The 20715-nt window shown below is 68.0% G+C and carries 22 protein-coding genes, 1 tRNA gene and 1 rRNA gene; 5 read left to right on the top strand and 19 right to left on the bottom strand.

All coding sequences use genetic code 11. The features are described from left to right. Together ACFQE9_RS09430 and ACFQE9_RS09425 are read right to left on the bottom strand one after the other, a co-directional pair. Nucleotides 1–187: ribosomal RNA gene (locus ACFQE9_RS09430) — 16S ribosomal RNA — on the bottom strand; the annotation flags it as partial. Nucleotides 188–934: 747 nt separating this feature from the next. Beyond that, nucleotides 935–1252, bottom strand: coding sequence for a non-histone chromosomal MC1 family protein (locus ACFQE9_RS09425; RefSeq protein WP_379743737.1), 318 nt, complete (start codon nt 1250–1252; stop codon nt 935–937). 325 nt (nt 1253–1577) lie between these two features. Between ACFQE9_RS09425 and ACFQE9_RS09420 the strand changes: the two genes are divergently transcribed. After that, nucleotides 1578–1781 (top strand): AbrB/MazE/SpoVT family DNA-binding domain-containing protein, encoded by a 204-nt coding sequence (locus tag ACFQE9_RS09420; RefSeq protein WP_379743734.1) that lies wholly within the window; start codon nt 1578–1580, stop codon nt 1779–1781. Nucleotides 1782–1846: 65 nt separating this feature from the next. On the opposite strand, the gene argF is transcribed toward ACFQE9_RS09420, so the two are convergent. From argF to ACFQE9_RS09370, 10 genes are all read right to left on the bottom strand, one after another. After that, a complete protein-coding gene (argF, locus tag ACFQE9_RS09415; protein WP_379743731.1) occupies nt 1847–2740 on the bottom strand; it encodes an ornithine carbamoyltransferase in 894 nt (297 codons plus the stop codon). Nucleotides 2741–2830: 90 nt separating this feature from the next. Continuing rightward, nucleotides 2831–3937, bottom strand: a complete 1107-nt coding sequence (locus ACFQE9_RS09410) for a [LysW]-lysine hydrolase (protein WP_379743755.1) — start codon at nt 3935–3937, stop codon at nt 2831–2833. Nucleotides 3938–3996: 59 nt separating this feature from the next. After that, nucleotides 3997–5136, bottom strand: coding sequence for an aspartate aminotransferase family protein (locus tag ACFQE9_RS09405; RefSeq protein ID WP_379743728.1), 1140 nt, complete (start codon nt 5134–5136; stop codon nt 3997–3999). Next, entirely contained in the window at nt 5137–6027 is an 891-nt protein-coding gene (locus ACFQE9_RS09400) for an acetylglutamate/acetylaminoadipate kinase (protein WP_379743752.1), read from the bottom strand. Further along, nucleotides 6018–7067 (bottom strand): N-acetyl-gamma-glutamyl-phosphate reductase, encoded by a 1050-nt coding sequence (argC, locus tag ACFQE9_RS09395; RefSeq protein ID WP_379743725.1) that lies wholly within the window; start codon nt 7065–7067, stop codon nt 6018–6020. The genes ACFQE9_RS09400 and argC overlap by 10 nt, the downstream gene beginning before the upstream one ends. After that, the gene (gene lysX / locus ACFQE9_RS09390; RefSeq protein ID WP_379743722.1) at nt 7064–7972 is read right to left on the bottom strand and encodes a lysine biosynthesis protein LysX; all 909 of its coding nucleotides are present in this window, start codon (nt 7970–7972) and stop codon (nt 7064–7066) included. The genes argC and lysX overlap by 4 nt, the downstream gene beginning before the upstream one ends. A 1-nt stretch (nt 7973) precedes the next feature. Then, nucleotides 7974–8144 carry a lysine biosynthesis protein LysW gene (gene lysW, locus ACFQE9_RS09385; protein ID WP_373675162.1) on the bottom strand — a complete coding sequence of 57 codons (171 nt, stop codon included), beginning with the start codon at nt 8142–8144 and terminating at the stop codon, nt 7974–7976. Nucleotides 8145–8473: 329 nt separating this feature from the next. After that, nucleotides 8474–9949, bottom strand: a complete 1476-nt coding sequence (gene argH, locus ACFQE9_RS09380) for an argininosuccinate lyase (protein WP_379743719.1) — start codon at nt 9947–9949, stop codon at nt 8474–8476. A 2-nt stretch (nt 9950–9951) separates the two neighbouring features. Then, the gene (locus ACFQE9_RS09375; RefSeq protein WP_379743716.1) at nt 9952–11223 is read right to left on the bottom strand and encodes an argininosuccinate synthase; all 1272 of its coding nucleotides are present in this window, start codon (nt 11221–11223) and stop codon (nt 9952–9954) included. Nucleotides 11224–11587: 364 nt separating this feature from the next. Next, nucleotides 11588–12847: a M24 family metallopeptidase gene (locus tag ACFQE9_RS09370; RefSeq protein ID WP_379743713.1), complete on the bottom strand. Its 1260-nt coding sequence runs from the start codon at nt 12845–12847 to the stop codon at nt 11588–11590. A 186-nt stretch (nt 12848–13033) separates the two neighbouring features. Between ACFQE9_RS09370 and ACFQE9_RS09365 the strand changes: the two genes are divergently transcribed. Continuing rightward, nucleotides 13034–13108: transfer RNA gene (locus ACFQE9_RS09365), tRNA-Val, on the top strand. A gap of 69 nt (nt 13109–13177) precedes the next feature. Here the strand turns inward: ACFQE9_RS09365 and ACFQE9_RS09360 are convergent. From ACFQE9_RS09360 to ACFQE9_RS09345, 4 genes are all read right to left on the bottom strand, one after another. Beyond that, nucleotides 13178–14095, bottom strand: a complete 918-nt coding sequence (locus ACFQE9_RS09360; RefSeq protein WP_379743710.1) for a sodium:calcium antiporter — start codon at nt 14093–14095, stop codon at nt 13178–13180. Between the two features lie 100 nt (nt 14096–14195). Beyond that, on the bottom strand, nt 14196–14360 hold the full coding sequence (locus ACFQE9_RS09355) for a DUF6757 family protein (protein ID WP_379743707.1): 165 nt from the start codon (nt 14358–14360) through the stop codon (nt 14196–14198). 31 nt (nt 14361–14391) lie between these two features. Beyond that, entirely contained in the window at nt 14392–15282 is an 891-nt protein-coding gene (locus ACFQE9_RS09350) for a PHP domain-containing protein (RefSeq protein ID WP_379743704.1), read from the bottom strand. A gap of 316 nt (nt 15283–15598) precedes the next feature. Further along, nucleotides 15599–16648: a DUF5784 family protein gene (locus ACFQE9_RS09345; RefSeq protein ID WP_379743701.1), complete on the bottom strand. Its 1050-nt coding sequence runs from the start codon at nt 16646–16648 to the stop codon at nt 15599–15601. 293 nt (nt 16649–16941) lie between these two features. Here ACFQE9_RS09345 and ACFQE9_RS09340 point away from each other — a divergent pair, with 293 nt between their 5' ends. Further along, nucleotides 16942–17115 carry a DUF5786 family protein gene (locus ACFQE9_RS09340; RefSeq protein ID WP_379743698.1) on the top strand — a complete coding sequence of 58 codons (174 nt, stop codon included), beginning with the start codon at nt 16942–16944 and terminating at the stop codon, nt 17113–17115. A 121-nt stretch (nt 17116–17236) separates the two neighbouring features. Here the strand turns inward: ACFQE9_RS09340 and ACFQE9_RS09335 are convergent, their stop codons facing one another. Next, nucleotides 17237–18517 (bottom strand): helix-turn-helix transcriptional regulator, encoded by a 1281-nt coding sequence (locus ACFQE9_RS09335; RefSeq protein WP_379743695.1) that lies wholly within the window; start codon nt 18515–18517, stop codon nt 17237–17239. 139 nt (nt 18518–18656) lie between these two features. Here ACFQE9_RS09335 and ACFQE9_RS09330 point away from each other — a divergent pair, with 139 nt between their 5' ends. Both ACFQE9_RS09330 and ACFQE9_RS09325 read left to right on the top strand, forming a co-directional pair. Further along, complete coding sequence (locus ACFQE9_RS09330) at nt 18657–18869, top strand: DUF7554 family protein (protein WP_379743692.1); 213 nt, start codon at nt 18657–18659, stop codon at nt 18867–18869. 105 nt (nt 18870–18974) lie between these two features. Beyond that, nucleotides 18975–19514: a 2'-5' RNA ligase family protein gene (locus tag ACFQE9_RS09325; protein ID WP_379743689.1), complete on the top strand. Its 540-nt coding sequence runs from the start codon at nt 18975–18977 to the stop codon at nt 19512–19514. Nucleotides 19515–19550: 36 nt separating this feature from the next. On the opposite strand, the gene ACFQE9_RS09320 is transcribed toward ACFQE9_RS09325, so the two are convergent. Together ACFQE9_RS09320 and ACFQE9_RS09315 are read right to left on the bottom strand one after the other, a co-directional pair. Further along, a complete protein-coding gene (locus ACFQE9_RS09320; protein WP_379743686.1) occupies nt 19551–20276 on the bottom strand; it encodes a Zn-ribbon domain-containing protein in 726 nt (241 codons plus the stop codon). Continuing rightward, the gene (locus ACFQE9_RS09315; RefSeq protein WP_379743749.1) at nt 20277–20600 is read right to left on the bottom strand and encodes a DUF2073 domain-containing protein; all 324 of its coding nucleotides are present in this window, start codon (nt 20598–20600) and stop codon (nt 20277–20279) included. Between the last annotated feature and the right edge of the window lie 115 nt (nt 20601–20715).

The raw sequence follows: 20715 nt of genomic DNA, 5'->3' as shown, positions 1-20715 counted from the left end.
TGCGACTCCCCGCATTCCAGCCGGGGAGTCGGATGACGAATTAGCCTCAGTTTCCCGAGGGTATGCGTCTCCGAAGGGTAGCTTGGCCACGTGTTACGGAGCTATATGCCACGAGTCTAAGCTCGTGCGACTAGCATGGCTAAATCGGACCCCGATAGCAATGGCCTCCGGCAGGATCAACCGGAATGGGTGCCCTCACGTGTGATTCCCCACGTGAGGGGGGTGGCGGGATGGACGAACGCGTTGTTCGTCGATCACCGTCGTATCGTCGTGATACGATCGTATCTACATTCATTGCATGGTCCGTGTCCGGTGTCGCCGGCAGTCCCGGATGACACCGGACCATCGAGCTCACATCAGACGTCGGCTTACGGCGGACCGCAGGGATGACGTCCTCATTGGGGTGGACCCGAGCGTTGGGACTCGACGAGCATAAGCCCGTCGGGTCACCTCGGGTCCGGGGGCGAAACCGCCTCGGGTTGAACGAGGCGAGTTCGCGGTCGTGTTGTCGCATTACGTTTCGAGTGGACGACCCTTGATAAGGGCGTCGTTCCGAAACGCCCGCCGACGAGCGGCGGGTGGGCGCGCCCCGGTGGGGGCTCGCCCGTTGCATTCCATTCGATGGGAGGTGAGTATTTAACCCCGTCGTTCGATCCGTGCCGCGTCAGGCGTTTTCATGGGAGTACACTACCACGATCTTGAGGTCCCCGTGAGTCCGGAGCGCTACGGCTCGAAGACCCGTCGACGGACGGTAGCGACGTCGATCGCACTGACGTCTCTCGAGGTCGAAGCGGCGACGAAAGTATCACACGGCTGGAGGCCGGCCGGTCATCCCCCGCTCGGACGGCAGGTCCCGCCGGGTGATGGCCGTGTGCGCGCCGCTATCGGTTCGACGCGTGTATACCCGTCGAAAAATCCGGAATCGCTTCGGTCGCTACTCCTCGTCGAGGTGCTTGATGCCCTGTTTGGAGACGTTGGCCTCCGTGATCGTGTCCTGGTCCTCGAGCCAGTCGGGGCTGTTCTCGGGCGGCTCCTCCTCCCAGGCCCACCCCTCGTAGACGTGTACCTTGTCGGTCCCCTTCTCTCGGAGCCGAAGCGTCCGTCGATCGGCGTCGTCCTCCGAATCCGCCGGTTCGATCCGGCGGGCGGCCTTCAGGGCCGCCTGTCGGGGGGTGTTGCCGGAGAAGACGCTCGTTTCCGATCCTTCCTGCTCTCGCAGGGCGAAGTTCCGCTTGCCGTCGTCACGTACCATAATTGTCGACCTCCATGGCAACCCAGCACACAATCTATTATAAATATATCGGGGATTCGGGGGTGAAAGTGGCATCAAGCGGCGATGTGCCCCCGCGATCGGGGTAAATTCGACCCGAAACCCGTGTGAATATTGGTGTCGAGCGTTGATTCGGGCGAATCGACGAGGGGTTTCGGCTCGGACGCGGATCCGTTTTAGAACATATCCACGGACCGCGGGCGTCCCGGAGGGCTCCGCATCGGCCGACGAACGGGTGGTAGCGACCGTTCGGCGGTAAACAACACTTATATAGCTCCTGCCTTGAACTCACACCAGAAAGCCGCCGATGGTTCGCAAGAAGAAGCTCAGTCCGAGTGGGGCCAAAGACGAGGATGGCGAGTACCACAACGTACACGTGAACCTACACGAGGACGAACTCGCGGTCGCCGGCATGGAGATCGGCGACGAGGTGTTCGTCCGGGTGCGGGACGGCAAGATCATCATCCAGAAGGCGAACTCGGACCCCGAGGACCTCGAACACGACTTTTGAGACGGGGGAGTCGGCGACGGATCGGTGAACGGCTCGCAGTTGACGAACGTCCTTGCGGCCGACGACTACGCCAACAGCTCGACGAGAAGCGCCTTCTGTGCGTGAAGCCGGTTTTCGGCCTGGTCCCACGCGAGCGACCGCTCGGACTCGAGGACGTCGTTCGTGATCTCCTCGCCGCGGTGGGCGGGTAGACAGTGCATCACTGCGGCGTCGGTGCCCGCGAGCAGCGGCTCGTTCACCTGGAAGCCGTCGAACGCCGCGAGCTTCGCCTCCCGTTCGTCCTCCTGGCCCATCGAGATCCACACGTCCGTGTAGACGACGTCGGCGTCGGCGACGGCGGCCTCGGGATCGGTGGTGACCGTGGGATCGCCCCCGAGAGCGGCGGCACGGTCGAGGACGGCCTCGTCCATTGCGTACTCCGCGGGCGTCGCGACCGTCACGTCGATGCCGGCCATCGCCGCGCCGACGACGAAGGACTGTCCGACGTTGTTGCCGTCGCCGACCCACGCGACGTGGACGTCCTCGCCGGCGTACTCGCGGATGGTGAGGAGGTCGGCGAGCGTCTGGCAGGGGTGGGCCTCGTCGGTGAGTCCGTTGACCACGGGACAGTCGGCGTACTCGGCGAGCGTCTCGACGTCCTCGTGATCGAAGAGCCGCGCCATCACGGCGTCCGCGTACCGTCCGAGCACCCGGGCCGTATCGCGAAGCGGCTCGCCGTGGCCGAGCTGGATGTCGTCGGGGCCGAGGAACATGGCGTGGCCGCCGAGGTCGGTCATCCCCGTCTCGAAGGAGACGCGGGTCCGCGTCGAGGGCTTCTCGAAGATCATGGAAAGCGTCGCGTCCGGGAGCCGCGTCTCGTCCGACCCGTCCTTGAGCGCCGCGGCACGATCGAGGACGCGGTCCAGTTCGGCCGGCGAGAGGTCGTCGATGTCGAGGAAGTCGTCGGTGGTGAGTGACATGGTGTGTCCGTGTGCGGTGTCGGTCTGCTGTCGTCTCGATCGGTTCGGTGTCGTTTCGATCAGTTCGTATCGTCTCGCGTGCTCGTCGGGCTATCGTCGGTCCCGACAGACGTCCGACAGCACCGCGACCGCCCGGTCGAGTTCCGCGAGCGGAAGGTGTTCGTCGGGCGCGTGGTCCAACTCGGAGTTGCCGGGACCGTAGGTGACCATGGGGCAGTCCCAGGCGGCCGCAAAGAGGTTCATGTCGCTGGTTCCGGTCTTCCTGAGGAGACGAACGTCCCCGCCCTGCTCGCGGATGGCGACGCGAAACGCGCGTGCGAGCGGCGTGCGGGGGCTCTCCATGACGGGCGGGATCGGCTCCTTCCAGTGGACGGAGCCGGTCGTCAACTGGCCCTCGGCGAGCTCGTGGACCTCGTCGACGGTCCGCGAGGGCGGAACCCGAAGCTGGACGTCGACGGTGGCCTCGACGGCGAGCCCGTCCTCCGAGAGCCCGCCGTCGAAGGAGACCGGCTTCGTCGTCACCTGATCGAAGACGGGGGTCTCGGGGTCGGCGGGATCGAAGACGTCCTCGACGCCCGCCCACCAGTCGATCGCGTGCTGGATCGCGTTGGGCTCGGGACGCGAGGTGTGGCCGGACTCGCTCGTGTTGACGTACGTGCCGGCCAGGAATCCCCGGTAGCCCAGCGTGATCCCGTTCCAGCCCGAGGGCTCGCCGTTGACGAGCGCGTCGGGCGGGTCGCGCTCGGCGGCGAGGTGGCGTGCCCCCCGCGAGGAGGTCTCCTCGCCGACGACGCCGACGAAGGAGACGCCGGTCTCGACGGCGGCGACGGCCATGGCGACGAGCGGCCCGGTCGCATCGACGGTTCCGCGTCCCCAGAGGGCCTCGCCGCCCGTCGGATCGTCGGGATCGACGTCGTAGGCCGACTCGAGGGCGGGCTTCACCTCGACGGGGATGTCGCCGGGGACGGTGTCGACGTGGGAGGTACAAAGCACCGAGTCGTCCGCTGGCGCGCGGACGTTGCCGACCTCGTCGATCCAGGCCTCGCGGCCGTTGGCCTCGAAGAACGCCCGGAGGCGCTCTGCGGCCGCCTCCTCCTCGCCGGAGGGCGAGGGGATCGACACGAGATCGAAGAGCAGCTTTCGAGCCGGCGTGTCGCAGGCGTCGGGATACGGGTCCCGATCGCCGGCGACGATCACGCGGGAGGCGTCTCCGTCGCGATCGGCGTCGCCGGACCCGGCCGCCCCGGAGCCGGTCGTCACTCCGAGAGCACCTCCACGAACGCGTCGACGAACCGCTCCGCCTCCGTCTCCCCAACGACGAGCGGGGGGAGCAGCCGCACGACCGAACGCCCGGCGGGGAGCGCGAGCACCTGCTCGTGGATCGCGAGGTCGCGGAGGATCCGGTTTGCCCCCCGTTTGACCTCGATGCCGATCATCAGCCCCGATCCCCGCACGTCGCGGACCGGGAGGTCGTGCTCGTCGACCGCGTCCTCGAGCCGTTCGCGGAGGTCCGCGCCGACCGCCTCCGCGTGGGCCGGGAGATCCTCCTCGACGACCGTCTCGAGGGTCGCGTTCGCGGCCGCACAGACGACCGGGCCCCCGGAGAACGTCGATCCGTGGTCGCCGAAGTCCTCGGCGATCCAGTCGGCACAGAGCGTCGCGCCCATCGGGAGCCCGTTGGCGATCCCCTTCGCGCTCGTGAGGATGTCGGGGGTCACCCCGGCGTGCTCGCAGGCCCAGAGCGTCCCGGTCCGGCCGATCCCGGTCTGGATCTCGTCGAAGACGAGCGCCGCGCCCGCGTCCGAGGTGACCTCGCGGGCCGACTGCAGGTACTCCCCGTCGGCCGGATGGATGCCGCCCTCGCCTTGAACGGGCTCTAGGAAGACCGCGGCGGTGTCGGAATCAACGGTCTCGGCCAGCTCCTCGGCGTTGCCGTACTCGACGAACTCGACGCCGCCGGCGAGCGGCTCGTAGGGGGCCTTGTACTTCTGCTTCCAGGTGAGCGCGAGCGCCCCGAGGGTGCGCCCGTGGAAGGCTCGTTTGGTCGCGACGATCGTCTCGCGGCCGGTCGCCGCGCGCGCGAACTTCATCGCGGCCTCGTTGGCCTCGGTCCCGGAGTTGCACAGCCAGACGTTGTCGAGGTCGCCGGGCGCGAGCGCGGCGAGCTTCTCGTAGGTCTCCGTGCGCGTCTCGACGGGATAGGACGCCTGGACGTAGGTGAGCCGCTCGGCCTGCGTCGTCACCGCCTCCGTGACGGCGGGGTGGGAATGGCCGAGCGGGGCACACGCGTAGCTCGCGCCGAAATCGAGGTACTCGGTGCCGTCGTCGGCGACGAGGGTCGATCCCTCGCCCGACTCGATCGTGATCGGCTTCTCGGAGAAGACGAATCCGGACATCTACGCGTCCCCCATATTCGCGTCCCGTTTCGCGAGCGCGCTCGCGTGCACGTGCGTCCCGCCGCCGGAGAGCGCGTCGACGATCGGATCGTCCGCGTTCGCGTCGGCGACGACGACGAGCGGGGAGCCGCCCGAAAGCGCCTCCTCGGCCGCCATCACCTTCTTGCCCATGAACCCCTGGGCCGCGTCCTCGAGCGCCTCGAACTCGGCGGGCGTCGAGACCGACTCGATGAGGGTCTCGGAGTCCTCGGGGTCCGCGTAGACGCCCGAGACGTCGGTCAACAGGACGAGTTCCGCATCCAGCGCGCCGGCGATGGCGGCGGCCGCGCGGTCGGCGTCGGTGTTGACCGGGGTGACGCCGCCGTCGCGCTCCCTGCCCGCCATCGGCGGGGAGACGACCGGCACGTAGCCGTCCGCGGTCAGTCCGCGGAGGAGGTCGTCGTTCACCGACTCCGGCTTTCCGGAGTGGTCGCCGCGACGGATCTTCTTCTTGCCGCCCTCGACCACGCGAACCGCCGACTTGCGCGGGCCCGAGAGGAGCCCGCCGTCGACGCCCGAGAGCCCGACCGCGTCGACCCCGGCCGACCGGAGATCGGCGACGAGCTCCGTGTTGAGCTTGCCGGCCATCACCATCTCGAAGACCTCCATGGTCTCCGCGTCGGTGAACCGGCCGGTGACGCCGGAGGCCGACTCGACGTACTCGGGTTCGATGCCGAGCCGGTCGAGGGTGTCGTCGACCGCGGTGGATCCGCCGTGGACCACGACGACGGAGCGGCCCGCCGCCACGAGGTCGGCGACGTCGCCGATGGCGCCGGCGGGATCGACCGCCTTGGCGCCGCCGACCTTGACGACGACGGGAGGGTCCTCGGAATCGGCGTCGCTCACGGCGATCCCACCGGGTGAAGCCCCTGGAACTCGAGACCGGCCGTCTCCTCGAATCCGAGGGCGACGTTGGCCGCGTGGACCGCCTGGCCGGCCGATCCCTTCATCATGTTGTCGATCGCCGAGAACACGACGACGCGCTCGTTGCTCGGGTCCAGCTCGAAGCCGACCTCGCCGGCGTTCGTGCCGGCGACGGCCTTCGGCTCCGGGTAGCGGTAGACGCCGCCGCCGCCGGAGACGAGCCGCATGAACGGCTCCTCCTCGTAGGCGCCGCGGTAGGCGCCCCACAGATCGCCCTTCGAGACCGGACCGTCGGGGAAGACGTGACAGGTCGCGGAGGCGCCGCGAACCATGTCGACGGCGTGGACGGTAAAGGAGACGTCGAGGCCGAGGTACGCACCGATCTCCGCCTCGTGGCGGTGGCTGATCGGCGCGTAGGGGCGGACGACCCCGGAGCGTTCGGGGTGTGAGGAGGCCGCGCCGCCGCCGGCGCCGCCCTCCGAGGACCCGACCTTCACGTCGACGACGACCTCGCCCGTCTCCGGACCGAGGATCCCCTCGTCGACGAGGGGCTTGAGCCCGAGGATCGTCGCGGTGGCGTTACAGCCGCCGCCGGCGATCAGCTCCGCACCCTCCAGGTTCTCCCGGTTGATCTCCGGGAGCGCGTACTCCGCGCGCTCGAGGTACTCCGGGGCGTCGTGACCCTCGTACCACTCGTCGTAGAGGTCCGCCTCGGGCAGCCGGAAGTCCGCGGAGAGGTCGACGACGGTGTCGGCCGCCTCGAGGAAGGCGTCGATCCGTTCCATTGAGACGCCGTGTGGCGTGGCCGCGAACAGGACGTCGACCGACTCGAGATCCGCGGGATCGCTGAAGCGGAGGTCGAGCGATCGGAGGTTCGGGTGGACGGAGCCGACCGTCTTGTTGGTGTAGGATCGGGAGGTCGCCTGTGTGATCTCGAACTCGGGATGGCCGGCGAGCAGGCGCAACAGCTCGCCGCCGGCGAATCCGGACCCGCCGATCACGCTGGCGGTGAGGGGGGACGCGCTCATCGCGCCGCCGCTCCCGCCCGGCGTTCATTTCCCTCGTCGGCCTCGTCGGAAGCGACGCGCGTCTCCAGCCAGTCGACGACCGCGGCGGGGACGTCGGCCTCGACGGCGTCGTTGAGCGCCTTGAACTCGACGGTGTGGTTCACCTCGTGGACCGTGTACTCGCCGGAGCCGGTTCCGCCGACCTCCATGAGGTCGATGCCGAGCAGGCCGCCCCCGACCGCATCGGAGGCCGTCTCGACGAGGTCGAGGACCGTCTCGTCCATCTCGAACTCGGAGACCTGGCCGCCCCTGGCGGCGTTCGTCAGCCAGTGGTCCGAGGTGCGCGTCATCGCCGCGATCGGCTCGCCGTCGACCGCGACGACGCGGATGTCGCGGCCCGGCTTGTCGACGAACTCCTGGACGTAGAACACCTTGTGCTCGTAGTGGCCGAGCGTCGCCTTGTGCTCGAGGATGGCCTCGGCGGCGTTTCGCGAGTCGATCTTCGCCATCAGCCGGCCCCACGATCCGACGACGGGCTTCAACACGCAGGGGTAGCCGAACTCCTCTATGGCCTCGAGGGCCGCGTCGGTCGTGAACGCGACCTGGGTCTCCGGCGTGGGAACGTCCGCGTTCGCGAGCGCGAGGGAGTTCTTCGCCTTGTCCGCACAGACGTCGGCGGTCTCCGGCGCGTTGACGACGGGAACGCCGTAGCTGTCGAGGAACCGCGAGGCGTAAAGCGACCGGCTCGTCGCGAGACACCGATCGACGACGACGTCGAGGTCCTCGACGTTCGCGGTCGTCGACTGCAGGCCGAACCGTTCCTTGCGAACGTCGATCTTCTCGACCTCGTGATCGCGGTCGCGAAGCTCCGAGAGGAGGAGCTTCTCGTCCTTGCGGATCCGGGAGTAGAGGATTCCGACCTTCATCTCACTCCCCCCAGTCCTCTTCGAGCTCGGGGGCTCGATCGAGGACCGGCGGGGAAACGTCGATGACCTCCAGCTCGGCGCCACAGGTGCCACAGTCGATGATCTCTCCCACCTCGAGGTCGTCGTGCAGGGAAACCTCGGCCCCACACTCGACACATTCTGCTTGTGTCATTGTCGTGTTCGTACTTCCCCGTCGTTGCTACATAAACCCTTCGAACCTATCAGAAGGAAGATACGACACACACCAGGAGCTAACGGGACAGAAGGTCGTTAACGCGACCGTTCGATATCATCCATCAGATCCCGTATAGATATGAGATCCCTCCGTTGGGGTTCGACGGGAACGCGCTCGGAACGTCCGCCGATCGCCGTCGCGGTCGGCGACGGGGTCGGCGAGGTCGTCGACGGAGCGTCGCCCGTCGCCGACGGACCCCAAATCCCCGGGGGACGGCCCCGGATCCCGGCACGTCGCCCGATGCGAGCGCCTCGAGGCGGGTGGCCTCAGACATACGACGCCACCTCCGCCTCGAGCGTCTCGGCCGCCTCGGCCAGGGCGTTCCGGCGGTCGATGATCGCGTCATCGTCGGCCGCGATCGCGGAATCGACCGAGGAGAGCGCGTCGTCGACTGCCTCCGGCGCGGGACCGCCCGCGGAATCGCGACTCGCGACGCTCACGTTCGGATCGAGGACGGACTCGAGGTCCGCGCGGTCGACGTACTCGAACAGCGACTCCCCGAGGACGTCCTCCGCGGCCGCATCGAGGACCGTCGCCGTCGAGTCGGCGTCGGTGGCGTCCTCGATCGACGCGGCCGCGTGCGCGACGATCTCGTGGGCCGACCGGAAGGGCAGCCCGGCCATCGCGAGCAGGTCCGCGACGCCGGTGGCGGTCGAAAAGCCCCCACCGGCCGCCTCGGCCAGGGCGTCCGCGTTCCACTCCGCGGTCGCCACGGCGCCGCCGGCGACGTCGGTCGCGTCGCGAACGAGGCCCGCGATCTCGAAGACGCCGGGATGGACCCCCTGAAGGTCGCGGTTGTACGCGCGGGGGAGCCCCTTCAGCGCGGTCAGGACGCCGGTCAGCTCGCCGATCGCGTCGCCGGCGGCGCCGCGGGTGAGCTCGAGCGTGTCGGGGTTCTTCTTCTGGGGCATGATCGAGGAGGTCGAGGCGTAATCGTCGTCCAGCTCGAGGAATCCCTTGTTCGCGAAGACGATCAGGTCCTCGGCGAGCCCCGAGAGCGTGGTCGCGAGCGAGGCGATCGTCGCGGCCGCCTCGACGAGGAAGTCGCGCGCCGAGACGGCGTCCATCGAGTTCTCGACGATCCCGTCGAAGCCGAGCAGCTCGGCGGTGCGCTCGCGGTCGATCGCGAACGGGGTTCCCGCGAAGGCCGCGGCGCCAAGCGGCGACCGGTTCGTCCGGTCGTAGGCGTCGAGTAGACGCGCCGTCTCGCGAGCGATCGCCGACTCGTAGGAGAGCAGGTGGTGGGCGACGGTCGTCGGCTGGGCGGACTGCAGGTGCGTGTATCCGGGCATCGTCGTCCCCGCGTGCTCGCGTGCGGTCGCCGCGAGGGCCTCGCGCAGCGCGAGCGTCGCCTCCGCGAGCTCGAGCAGGTCCTCGCGCAGGCGGTACCGGATGCAGGTCGCGACCTCGTCGTTGCGCGAGCGCGCGGTGTGCATCCGGCCGCCGTCGGGGCCGATCCGGTCGATGACGGCGGTCTCTATCGCCTCGTGGACGTCCTCGCCCTCCGAGAGCGCGTCGTGGCCGTCGGCCTCGACCGCGGCGAGCGCCGAGAGGATCCCGCCGGCGACGTCGGGCTCGAGGATCCCCTCCTCGGCGAGCATGACCACGTGCGCTCGATCGACGGCGAGGTCCGCCGCGAAGATGGCCTCGTCGGCCGCGAGGCTCGAGAGGAATTCGCGGGCGGGGCCGCCGCTGAAGCGGTCGCGGCGGACGGCCGTCCCGGGGGCGGTTCCGTCGGACATGGTCACTCGTCGGCGGCGTCCTCGAGGTCCGTGTCGATCCCGGCGGCGTCGACCTCGCCCTCCTCACCCGCGCCGTCGGCGGCGAGCTCGCGGCCGGAGACGTCCGAGTGGACGCGGTTGGCGAGCCGCTCCTGGAGCCCGTGGTACTTGGCGACGCCGGTGGCGTCCTCCTGGGCGATCCCGGCGACGTCGGCGGTGTTGAACGAGGCCATCTCCTCGGAGTAGACCGCGTACTCGCTGTCGCGGGCGACGACGCGGCAGTTGCCGCCGGCGACCTTCACCGTCGCGGTGCCGGTGACGACGTCCTGGGTCTCCGCGATGAACGCGTCGAGGGCGTCGACGAGCGGCGCGAAGACGAGCCCCTGGTAGGCCTTCTCCGACCACTCCTGTTCGATCCCCTTCTTGAACGAGCGCTCGCCCTTCGTGAGAACGAGGTCCTCGAGGGCCGCGTGCGCGGTGAGAAGCACCGTCGCGGCCGGGTGCTCGTAGTTCTCGCGCACCTTCAGGCCGAGCATCCGGTCCTCCATCACGTCGGTGCGGCCGACGCCGTAGCCGCCGGCGTACTCGTTGAGGTGCTGGATCAGCTCGACGGGACCCATCTCCTCGCCGTCGACCGCGACGGGGACGCCCTCCTCGAAGGTCACCTCGATGGTGGTCTCGCCCTCGGGTTCCGCGGTCCACTCGTAGATGTCCTCCGGCGGGACGTAATCGGGGTTCTCGAGCTCGCCGCCCTCGACCGCGCGCGACCAGATGTTCGTGTCGATGGACCAGACGCCGCCGTCGCCGGCCTCGACGGGCAGGTCCTTCTCGTCGGCGTAGTCGATCTCCCACTCGCGGGTGAGCCCGAGCTCGCGCACGGGCGCGATCACTTCGAGATCGGAGCCGCGCCAGACGGCCTCGAACCGAAGCTGGTCGTTGCCCTTGCCCGTACAGCCGTGGGCGACGGCGTCACAGTCCTCCTCGAGGGCCACCTCGAGGATGGCCTCGGCGATGACCGGGCGCGCGAGCGCGGTGCCGAGCGGGTAGCCCTGGTAGGTCGCGTTGGCCCGCACCGCGTCGAAACACAGGTTCGCGAACTCCTCCTTGGCGTCGACGACGTGGAGATCGAGCCCCAGCGCCTCGGCTGTCTCCTCGGCCTCCTCGAACTCCGAGGCGGGCTGGCCGACGTCGACGGTGACGCCGATGACCTCGTCGTATCCGTATTCCTCTTCGAGCAGCGGTACGCAGACGGTGGTGTCGAGTCCCCCGCTAAACGCGAGTGCCACGCGTGTCATTACCGTGTGCTGGGACCCTTAGACCCTTAAATTCAGCGGTTTAGAGTTTGTAAATAAACGCGAAAGCGGACGCTCGCCGAACCGGAAACCGGACGGTAGAACACGAAGACGAACGGACGCGACGACGGAAGTGTGGTGATCTCGGCCTCAAAGGGCCGGTCGTCGTCGCGCTCGCGGGGCTCGTCGCTGTCGGAAAACACGAGCGTCGCGACGGGCGTCCGCGCTCATTATCGGGTCCTACGCACGTGAGAGTACTAAAGCGTTTCTCGATGGGTCGCAGCGTCTCTCGAAAAGCGTTTGCCGATCGGCCGACGATTCGGGGGACCGAACGGGAGCGGTGGCCCCATTCGACGCCGCGGAGGGGTCACAAGACGATCGGCGTGTGTCGCTCGAAGGCGTCGACGGAGAGGCCATCGAGCGCCGGAACGTCCACCGGATCGACCTCGACCGTCGGCCACTGGCCGGTCTTCGTGAGGACCTCGCTGCGATCGCTCGCGAGGAGGTACGTGTCCTCGCTTCGCGCACCGACGACCGTCGGGTTCCAGGCGTACCCCATCGGTGCAGTCACGGGACGGTCGCCGCCGGGCCTCGCGATCCACTCGCGCGCGGCGAATCCCGCAGCCCCGCCCCGGTGGTGATCGCTCCAGCGGTCGGCGAATCCGACCGCGTCGTACGCCTCGCGGACGGCCTCGAAGACCTCGCCCGAGGTCGCGCGCGCCTCGGCGCGTTCGCCCGCATCGCCCGCCTCGCCGGCCAAATCGCCCCCACCCGTTTCGCCGGTCAGATCGCCCCGGATCGCGGCCCGCGTGGCGGCGAGCGCCGTGGCCTCGATCCGGGCGGCCGCGCGGTGGCGCTCCTCGAGCCACTCGGGTGCGTCGAAAGTTACCGTCCGCGAGAGCGAGGCGTACAGCCCGCCGCGCTCGGCCGTGACCGAGACGATCGCGTACTCGCCGAGCTCCGCGTCGCTCGGGGTCGGACTGGCGTACCGCCGGGCGCGGTCGCCGCCGCCGACGCAGACGACCGGCGTCGAGACGCCCCGGGAGGCCAAAGAGATCTCGATGGCCGCGGCGACCTCGTATTCCGGGTCGCCGGACTCGAGCTGTCGACAGACGGTCTCGACCGCGGCGGCGGCCTCCCGACCGAGCTCGCGATAGCGCTCGCAGTCCTCCTCCGAGAGGGGCTGGCGAAGCCGGGAGGCGTCGAGTACCTCGAACCCGTCGCGACCGAGGGGAGCGTCGGTCGCGGCCGGGGTGGGCGAGCGGTCGGCGATCGCCTCCGCGAGCGAGGAGGCGTGCCACGGGAACGTCTCGACGGCGATCCGGTCCGGAAGCACCTCCTCGCGGAACCGGTCCGCCTCGTTGGAGGGGACGAGGGCGCGGAACGTCCCGTCGTACCCGACCGCGGCGACGCCGCAGTCGCTCACGGTCGCGGCCGCATCGCCGGCAGCGAGGTCGACGCCCACGCCGCCGCCGCCGTCCGCCCCGCATCCGGGACCGACGATGCCGTCGTTCGCGTCCCCGGTGAGCCAGGCGAAGCCGTTCGGCCGCGCGAACCAGACGGCCTCGAGGTCGGTTTCGGCGAGATACGCGTCGAGGCGATCGGCGCGGGCGGAGAGATCGACCATACCGGCCGATGCCCGCGGAGGTACTTGAACGGAGGTGTATGGTCGAGGCGAACCGCGGACGCGGAACGTCGATCGGGCCCGACGATCGCGTCGACGTCGTTCGATCCGGACCCGTCGCCGTCGTCGATTCGAAAGGTTCAATTACGTCCCCCGGATACGTGAAAACGCGCCAGACGAGCCGCGGTCGGGTTGGTGGTCTAGTCTGGTTATGACACCTCCTTGACATGGAGGAGGCCGGCGATTCAAATTCGCCCCAACCCACTACCTTATAAAGAAAGTCGCTACGGGCGACGAGTGTTACCTTCCTCGGTCGTAGATCGGTCGTCGACCTCACACGAGAAACGTCGGCACGTAGAGCGAGATACAGCAGACGGCGCCCCGACGACCGATCTCGCCGCGAACGAGGAAGATCCCCACCACGATCACGGAGGCGAGGAGCATGTACGCCGTCGACGCCATCACGACTTCGGGGTTCCCGAAGGAGAACCCGCCGACGGCCGCCCCGAGGCCGAACGAGAACAGCGGGTCCGTGACGTTGCTGCCCAACAGCGTCCCGATCGCGATCCCGGAGCGGTGTTTCAACACGGCCATCGCGGCGACGACGATCTCCGGAGCGGTGGTGCCAAGCCCCGTGATCAGGCCGATGGCCAGCGGCGGAACCCCGACCACGAGGGCCACTTCCCGGCTGCCGACTACGAGCAGGTGGCCGCCGGCGACGACGAACACGAGCCCCGCGAGCAGTCCGACGGCAGCCCGCGGACCGGTCGTCCGGTCCGAGACCCGGCGATCGACGGTGTCGTGCAGGTCCAGCCGTTCATAGCTCGCGGCGAGAAAGAGGAGATACGCGGCCACGAGGAGCATCCCCTCGAGGCGGGTAGTCCGACCCGATCGCACGGAGACGAGCATGAGGCCCATCGCGGCGACCATCCCGCCTCCGTAGAGCCGGATCTTCGAGCGCTCGAGCGAGAGCGGCGACAGGAGCGCCACGACGCCGACGCCGACGGTGATCTGTGCGGTCGCGGAGCCAGCGATGTGGCCGACGACGAACTGGGGCGACTGGTACAGTCCGGCGTACACCGAGGCGGCGATCTCGGGGATCGAACTACCGATCGCGACGAAGGTGACGCCGATGAACAGTCGCGGAACGCCCCACTCGTGGGCGAAGGCGCTCGCGTCGTCGACGACGCGTTTGCCGCCGTAGACGAGGCCGACGAGCCCGACGAGCAGCTGCAGGAGGGGGAAGAACACGTCTCGAGAGGGGACACGGTCGGATCACACCAATCGGTTTCGGTACCGGACGTCGATCGGGACGAGTGAATGGGCGCGAGCGAGCGGTGAATCGCAGCGACTACTCGGGGCCCTCGACGTCGACGTGCTCTTTGAGCGCCTCGAGCTCGTCGGAGTCGGCCAGTTCCTGCACGCGTTCGCGAAAGTGCACCTCACAGAGGCCGACGGTGACCCCGTCGGACTCGGCCTCGTAGGCGGCCTCGCGATCGCAGTAGTGGCAGTACATACACGACAGTTCGGACCGAGTGGGGTTAAGCCTAGCTTTGTTCGCGGGGTTTTCCGGGATCGACGATGGTGCGGCGAACCGGCTCGAACGCCGATCGTGTGAGCCCCGCCACGCCGAGGGTTCGCTCGTGGGCGTCCGTCCCGCCGGTCGCGAGGAGGTCCACGTCCGACCGGGCACGAAACCGATCGATTCGGCCGGGATCGACCTCGACGTCGTAGGGGTACCACCGCTCGATCGCGTCCAGGCCGGAGGCGAGTTCGAGCGCCGCGTCGACGTCGTCGTACCGAAAGGGATGTGCGAGCGCGACGAGCGCACACGACTCCGAGAGCAGGTCGACGCCGCGCTCGAGGGGAGTCACCTCGCGCGAAACGTAACACGGGCAGTCGGCGCCGATCAGCTCCGCGAACGCGTCGCCGTAGTCGTGGGGTGCCGGCGAGTCCGCGATGGCTCGCGCGATGTGGGGACGACCGATCCCGGGTGCGGCCTCCACGTCGAGGCGAACGTCGAGCCGCGACTCGACGCGGTCGATGATGCGACGCCCTCGGTCGATTCGATCCCGCTGGATCCGGTCGATCTCCTCCGCGAGCGCGTCGGTCTCGGAGACGCCGTAGCCGAGAAGATCGACCCGCATCTCGCCGGCGTCGACGCGGAGTTCTATCCCGCGAATGATCGAGATCCCGTCCCGTTCGACGACGGGTTCGGAGAGGTCGGGATGGATCCGGTCGTGGTCGGTCACCGCGACCCACTCGAGGCCGGCACGCTCGGCGGCGGCGGGGATCTCCGAAACCGTGAGCGAGCCGTCCGAGGCGGTCGTGTGCACGTGGAGATCGGCGACGATCGGTCGATCCGATCCACACCCGATCGGGGAATCATCGCCCGCGGTCGAGGGATCGTCGCCGGAGGACCCGGAGCTACCGTCCATACGGGATACAGAGGGTGGTCGTACAGAAAGCCGTCGCTCCGATCGATCGGCCCGTCTATGTTCGGTGGTACCGTCCGACCATCATCATTAATTATCATTAAATAATGCATACCGACTAAGAAAGTATATGAAAAATCGTTAAGAATTCGGGAGGGACACGTCCCGGTGATGCAACCCAACGGCATCGACGAGCGTCTCGTTTTGATCGGGACCGGGCTCGCTTTGATCGGAGCTGGTCCCGGTTTGGTTGGCGCTGGTCTCGGTTCGAGCCCGATCGATTTTTGGGACTCGATCCGGCGTCGGATCCGACGATACGCTATCCGCCGAAGTCGATGACCCCTTCGAGATCGAGGGGGACCGATCCGACCCGGTAGCCCTCGATGTGTCCCGAGGGCCTGACGCGGTAGACGACCGCGGGGCGGTGGCGAACGTCGGGCTGCTCGCCGAGGACCGCCCGCCAGTCGTCGTCCGGGAACGACGAGCAGTCGACGAACAGGGTGGCGCCGCCGCCGTGCGCCTCGAGTTGCCCGTCGGTCTTCGTCTGTGCGGTGTCTCGAACGGCCGCGACCGGGTTTCCGGCCGCCCTGCCCGAGACGGGCTGTGGGCGCGTCACCTCGACGAGGAACGAGGCGGGATCGTCGGGAACTGACGCGCGGTAATCGAGCGAGTGGCCGGTGGTGACCTCGATCTCCGGGGTGACCGCGTAGCCGGCGCGATCGAGCACGTCGGCGGCGACGTACTCGGCGACGGCGGCGCTCATCCGGACGAGATCGACGTGCGGGGAGGTACCGAGTTTGCCCGCCATCACCTCGCGGTGGGAGTCGAGGACCCCCCGACTCAAGGCCTCCTCCAGGAACTCCAATGCCTCCTCGCGTTCGGCGTCGGGGAACCCGGCGGCGTGGTCGCGAAAGAACGCCCGAGTCGAGTCGGCGCCGTCCTTCGAACAGAGGACGGGGAGGAAGAACCACGCGAGGTGCGGATACGCCTCGATCCAGGGCTCCTCCGTCCGCAACTCGGCGAGCAGCTCGCGTTCGACCCATCGTCGAACCGGGTAGGGGACCTCCTCGAAGCCGTATTTGTCCGTCTTCCAGAGCGAACTCGGGGTTTCCGTGTTTCCGATCCAGTAGCCGACCGGCCCCGAGCCCGTCCCGGACGGCGGGTCGGGGTCCTCGTCGGTCCAGCAGAAGAGCGCCATCGATCCGTCGTCCATCTCGAAGCGTCGCGCGTCGAACCCCGCCGGCGAGACGAACCAGGGGGGACGCGCACGTGCGCCGAGGTTCTCGTCGAGGGGGCGTTCGATCCGGTCGCGAACGGAGTTCTCGCTCCATCGGCCGGGAGCGCGGCGAAATCGAAGCGGTCGTGCCACGACCGGCGTAGACTGCGGGAACGGTAATGGGTTCCGATGTATCCGACGATCGACGACGTGTCTCCGGGGATCGACGGCGTATCTCCACGGATCGACGACGTTCATCCGAGATCGACGACGTTCGTTCGATCATGGTCGACGTCGGAGCGCGCGTTCGAACCTCGACGTCGGAGCGTGCATTCGAGCGTCAATCGGCGGCGTTGGCAGTTGGAGGTCCCGTTCGTGAGAATCGGGAGCCGTACCGTGAATGACCGTTACATATTTGTATAGATATTGCTAATGGAAGACATACCATGTCAATGGGTGCCTATGACGAGGACGAACACGAACGTCGCGAGCAGAAGACGGGGGTCGTCGACGCCGATTTCGACGACGAGCGGACGGACTACCGCGGTTCGATCACGTACGAATCGGGCGAATCCGCGGACGATCTCCTCGATCAGTTCCACGAACTGAACGAGACGTGAACGGGCACGCGCGACGAGGGTGACCACCGGGACGTCTCGAGCGGACTACACGGTCTCGAGTGAATTAGTAGTCGCTACGTATCTCGACGAGTTGACCGATCACGACGAACGCCGCCAGCCGTCAGGAATCCGGACCGGATCCGGTAGCCGCATCGGGGTCTCCGGACTCGTCCTCGTCGGAGCCGCCGTCGTCGGATCGGTCGTCCACGGAATCGGTCGCGTCGGCCTCGGGTAGCCGAAGCACGTTCTCGCGCCCCAACCTGAAGCTCTCGAGTTTTTCCTCCTCGCGAAGCCCGGAGACGATCTGGCTCGTCCGGGCGTCGGTCCACCCGAGCGTCTGAACGACGTCCTGCTGTTTCATCCGGCCGCCGTTCTCGCGAAGCAGGCGAAGGACCCGCTCCTCGTTGCTCAACAGCTCCTCGGGATCGGATCCGGTTCCCGCCTGCGATCCCTCGGTCCCCGCGTCCGAGGTCGTATCGGTTTTCGACGCGTCACCGGTCTTCGACGCGGCACCAACTCCCGACGTCGATGCCGCCTCCTCCTCCTCCTCGGGCTCGACGGATTCCTCGCCCGCATCGGGATTCGCCCCCGCGGTCGGCGTCGACGATCCGTCCTGGTCCGTTCGACGACGATACGCCACCAGAAGGACGGCGACGGCGAGGACGGCGATTACGGCGAGCGCCAACGGAAGCGGACCGATTCCGGTTCCCAACACGCCCGCGGGGACCGCCTCGACGTGCGGCTCGTCGGCGGCGAAGTCGACGGGACCCGCCCAGGTGACCGAGGTCGAACTCGTCTCGTCGGGCGACGGTCGAACGGTCTCGAGCTCGTAGGATTCCGGCCACGCGAGCGTGAGACGCTGTCCCTCATCGAGGAAGAGCCCGGCGAGCGCGTCGCCGGCCGCCATCCGCTCGTCGGAGACGGCCGCGAAGTTCGTCCACTCGAACTCGTAGACCAACACCCCATAGGCCTCCGGCAGCTCGCGGCGTTCGGCCTCGACGGTGACGTTTTGGACCGCCATCGACCGGCCGGTCGCCGCGGCGGCGGCGTCGGCCGACGACTGCATCCGCGACCGGAATCGATCGGCGTAGGCCGACTCGTTCGCCGCGACGTCCGAACTGAGGTTCTCGAAGGCCGCCTCGCGCTCGTCCGTATCGAGCCGCGTCCGGTACTCGATCCGCCAGGCGGCGTCCCCGGACTCCGTCACCGTCGCACGAAGGGTCACCCGGTCGGCGTCGATCTCCTGTGCGGCGACCGATCCGCCGCCGAGTTCGAGGCCGGTCGCGGTCCCGGACGCTCCGACGACCACGAGGGCCGCAACCGAGACGACGAGAACGGCTGCGAACGTGACGAGAAGGGTACGTCGTGACCGATCGGTACGAACCGTCGCGTGTCCCCCCATGGAGGACGATGTGCGCCCACACCCTATATCGGTTACTCATGCGTCGGTGTGGTGACGAATGGATGATACGTTCGGACGGAGACGGGGGCGTCGGAGCGAGAGCCACAATCCTTATCGACGTACGAAAACGAGAACGTCCATGGACTCCCGAGGGCGAACGGGCACCGACCGGGCGAGCCTGGAGGTCGAGGATCTGTTGAAGATCGTGCTCGGACTCGCGATCGTCTGGTTGATCCTCGAGATACTCGACCTGCTGTTGGACATCACCTTCGCGGTGTTTCGGATGCTCCCGACGCTCATCGGGATCGTCCTCGTCGTCGTGATCGTCCTCTGGTTGACAGACAGGATCTGATCGCGACGGGAACGGACCACACCCATCTTTAGTACGGACCACGTGCTCTGTTAGTTTCACGGACCACGTGCACCGGTAGTTTCGATCGGTCCTCACTACTCGATCATGTTCAGCCTCAACGTTCCGCTTCCCCCGGCCGTCGACCGACTCGCCGACGATCTCCACCCGCAACTCGTCGCGTTCGATCGGCTTCGCGAGCGCCGCACGCTGGTCTGCAAGCGGATCGGTGCCGAGGACGTCGGAGTTGCCCCCGGACGGGACCCGACCGCGGAACGCGATCGCGCCGTGGCCGAGATCCGCGAGCGTGTCCGGCCGGTGCTCGACGGAACCGATCCGATCGACCTCCGAATCACCGGGATCGAGTACTTCCGACGGCCGACACGCGGACCGGGACCGGTCGTCTACCTGCGCGTCGAGAGCGGCGATCTCCGACGGGTACATCGACGCCTCTGTGGCGTCTTCGATCCGGTCGAAGGAATGGAGGGCGAGGAGTACACCCCGCACGTGACGCTCGCGCGGGGTGGAGATATCGAGGCGGCTGAACGCCTCACGAACCTCGAGGTGGATCCGATCGAGTGGCGCGCGGGATCGCTCGAAGTCTACGATCCCGACTTTCGCGAGCCGGCGGCGACGATCGAATTCTGAGTGTCGAAAGGGGGACGTGCGGCGAGAATCGGGAAGTCAGTCCTCGTCGGGGCCCCAATCGCCCGGCATCTCGATGACGTAGCGGCCGTCCTCCTGTAAGGAGATGATGTACTCCTGTCTGTCGTACAGCTCCATCAGGTTGAGTTCGTACTGGCCCGGACTGACGATCCGGATGCTCTCGAACTGGTCGTTGAGTTCCTCGCGGAGTTCCGCGAGTTCCGGGCTCGGATCGTGATCCGGAGCGGGGTCCGTGTCCGGGTGGTCGGCGGGAGCGTCCGAGGCGTTCTCGCCGCGACCGGGATCGACGTCGGGGTCGGAGTCGGCGGCGGACCCCTCCGGCGACCCGAACGAATCCGACTCCTTGGTGACCGACAGCTCGTCGGAGCTTACGACCGCGGAGCGAGCGTCGGCCTGGGCGTGATCCTCCATGCCGGAAGCGTCGTCGTCGATCTCCGTTGCGTCATCGGGGTCGGATCTCGGTCCCGATCCGGATTCCGATCCAGATCCGGATCGGGAAGCGGAGCCGCCGACGTTTGCGGTTCGCGCGGATTCCTCGTCTCCGACTCCACCGGGGCCATCGGACGCTCCGACCCCACCGGAGGCATCGGACGCATCGGCGGGCCCGCCCCCTCGTTCGTCGGGATCGATCGCGGATCCGGGTCTGAACTGGAACTTGTTGCCGCCGCAGTCGGGACAGCCGGAGAGCATCTGCTTCGAGCCGTCGGCGAAGGTTCGGCCGCACTCCGTACACTGGTGTGGCATCTACCGGCGGGAGACGAGCGCGCTGATGAGCGTCTCGTCTTTGTGCAGCGTTTTGAGCTGGTTGGCGGGGCCGATGACGGTGAGCTTCTGGGTCGACTCACGGCCCATGATCCGATCGAGGAGCGTCTTGTCGCCGGCGTCGGATCGGGGATACGTCTCGATCTCGATGCCGCTGAAGTCGTCGGGGCTGATCTCCGTCATCGTGACCTCGATGAGCTTCGACTCCTCGTCGGGCGAGAGCCCCTCCTCGAGGATGACGATGTTGCCGTCGCGGACGCCGTCGAGAATGAGCCGGATCTTCTCCATGCTCGTGAGCCCCTCCATTCGGGCGCCGCTTATCAGATCGATGCGTACGCCGTCGTCGTCGCCGGGCACGCCGTCGTCGCCGGGTACGCCATCGTCGCCGTCGGGATTCGATCCCCCCGGGACTCCATCGGGG

The organism is Halopenitus salinus, from assembly GCF_042662125.1.
Classification (GTDB): domain Archaea; phylum Halobacteriota; class Halobacteria; order Halobacteriales; family Haloferacaceae; genus Halopenitus; species Halopenitus salinus.
Note: the sequence above shows the minus strand (reverse complement) of the source record. Positions and strands in the feature narration are given on the sequence as shown.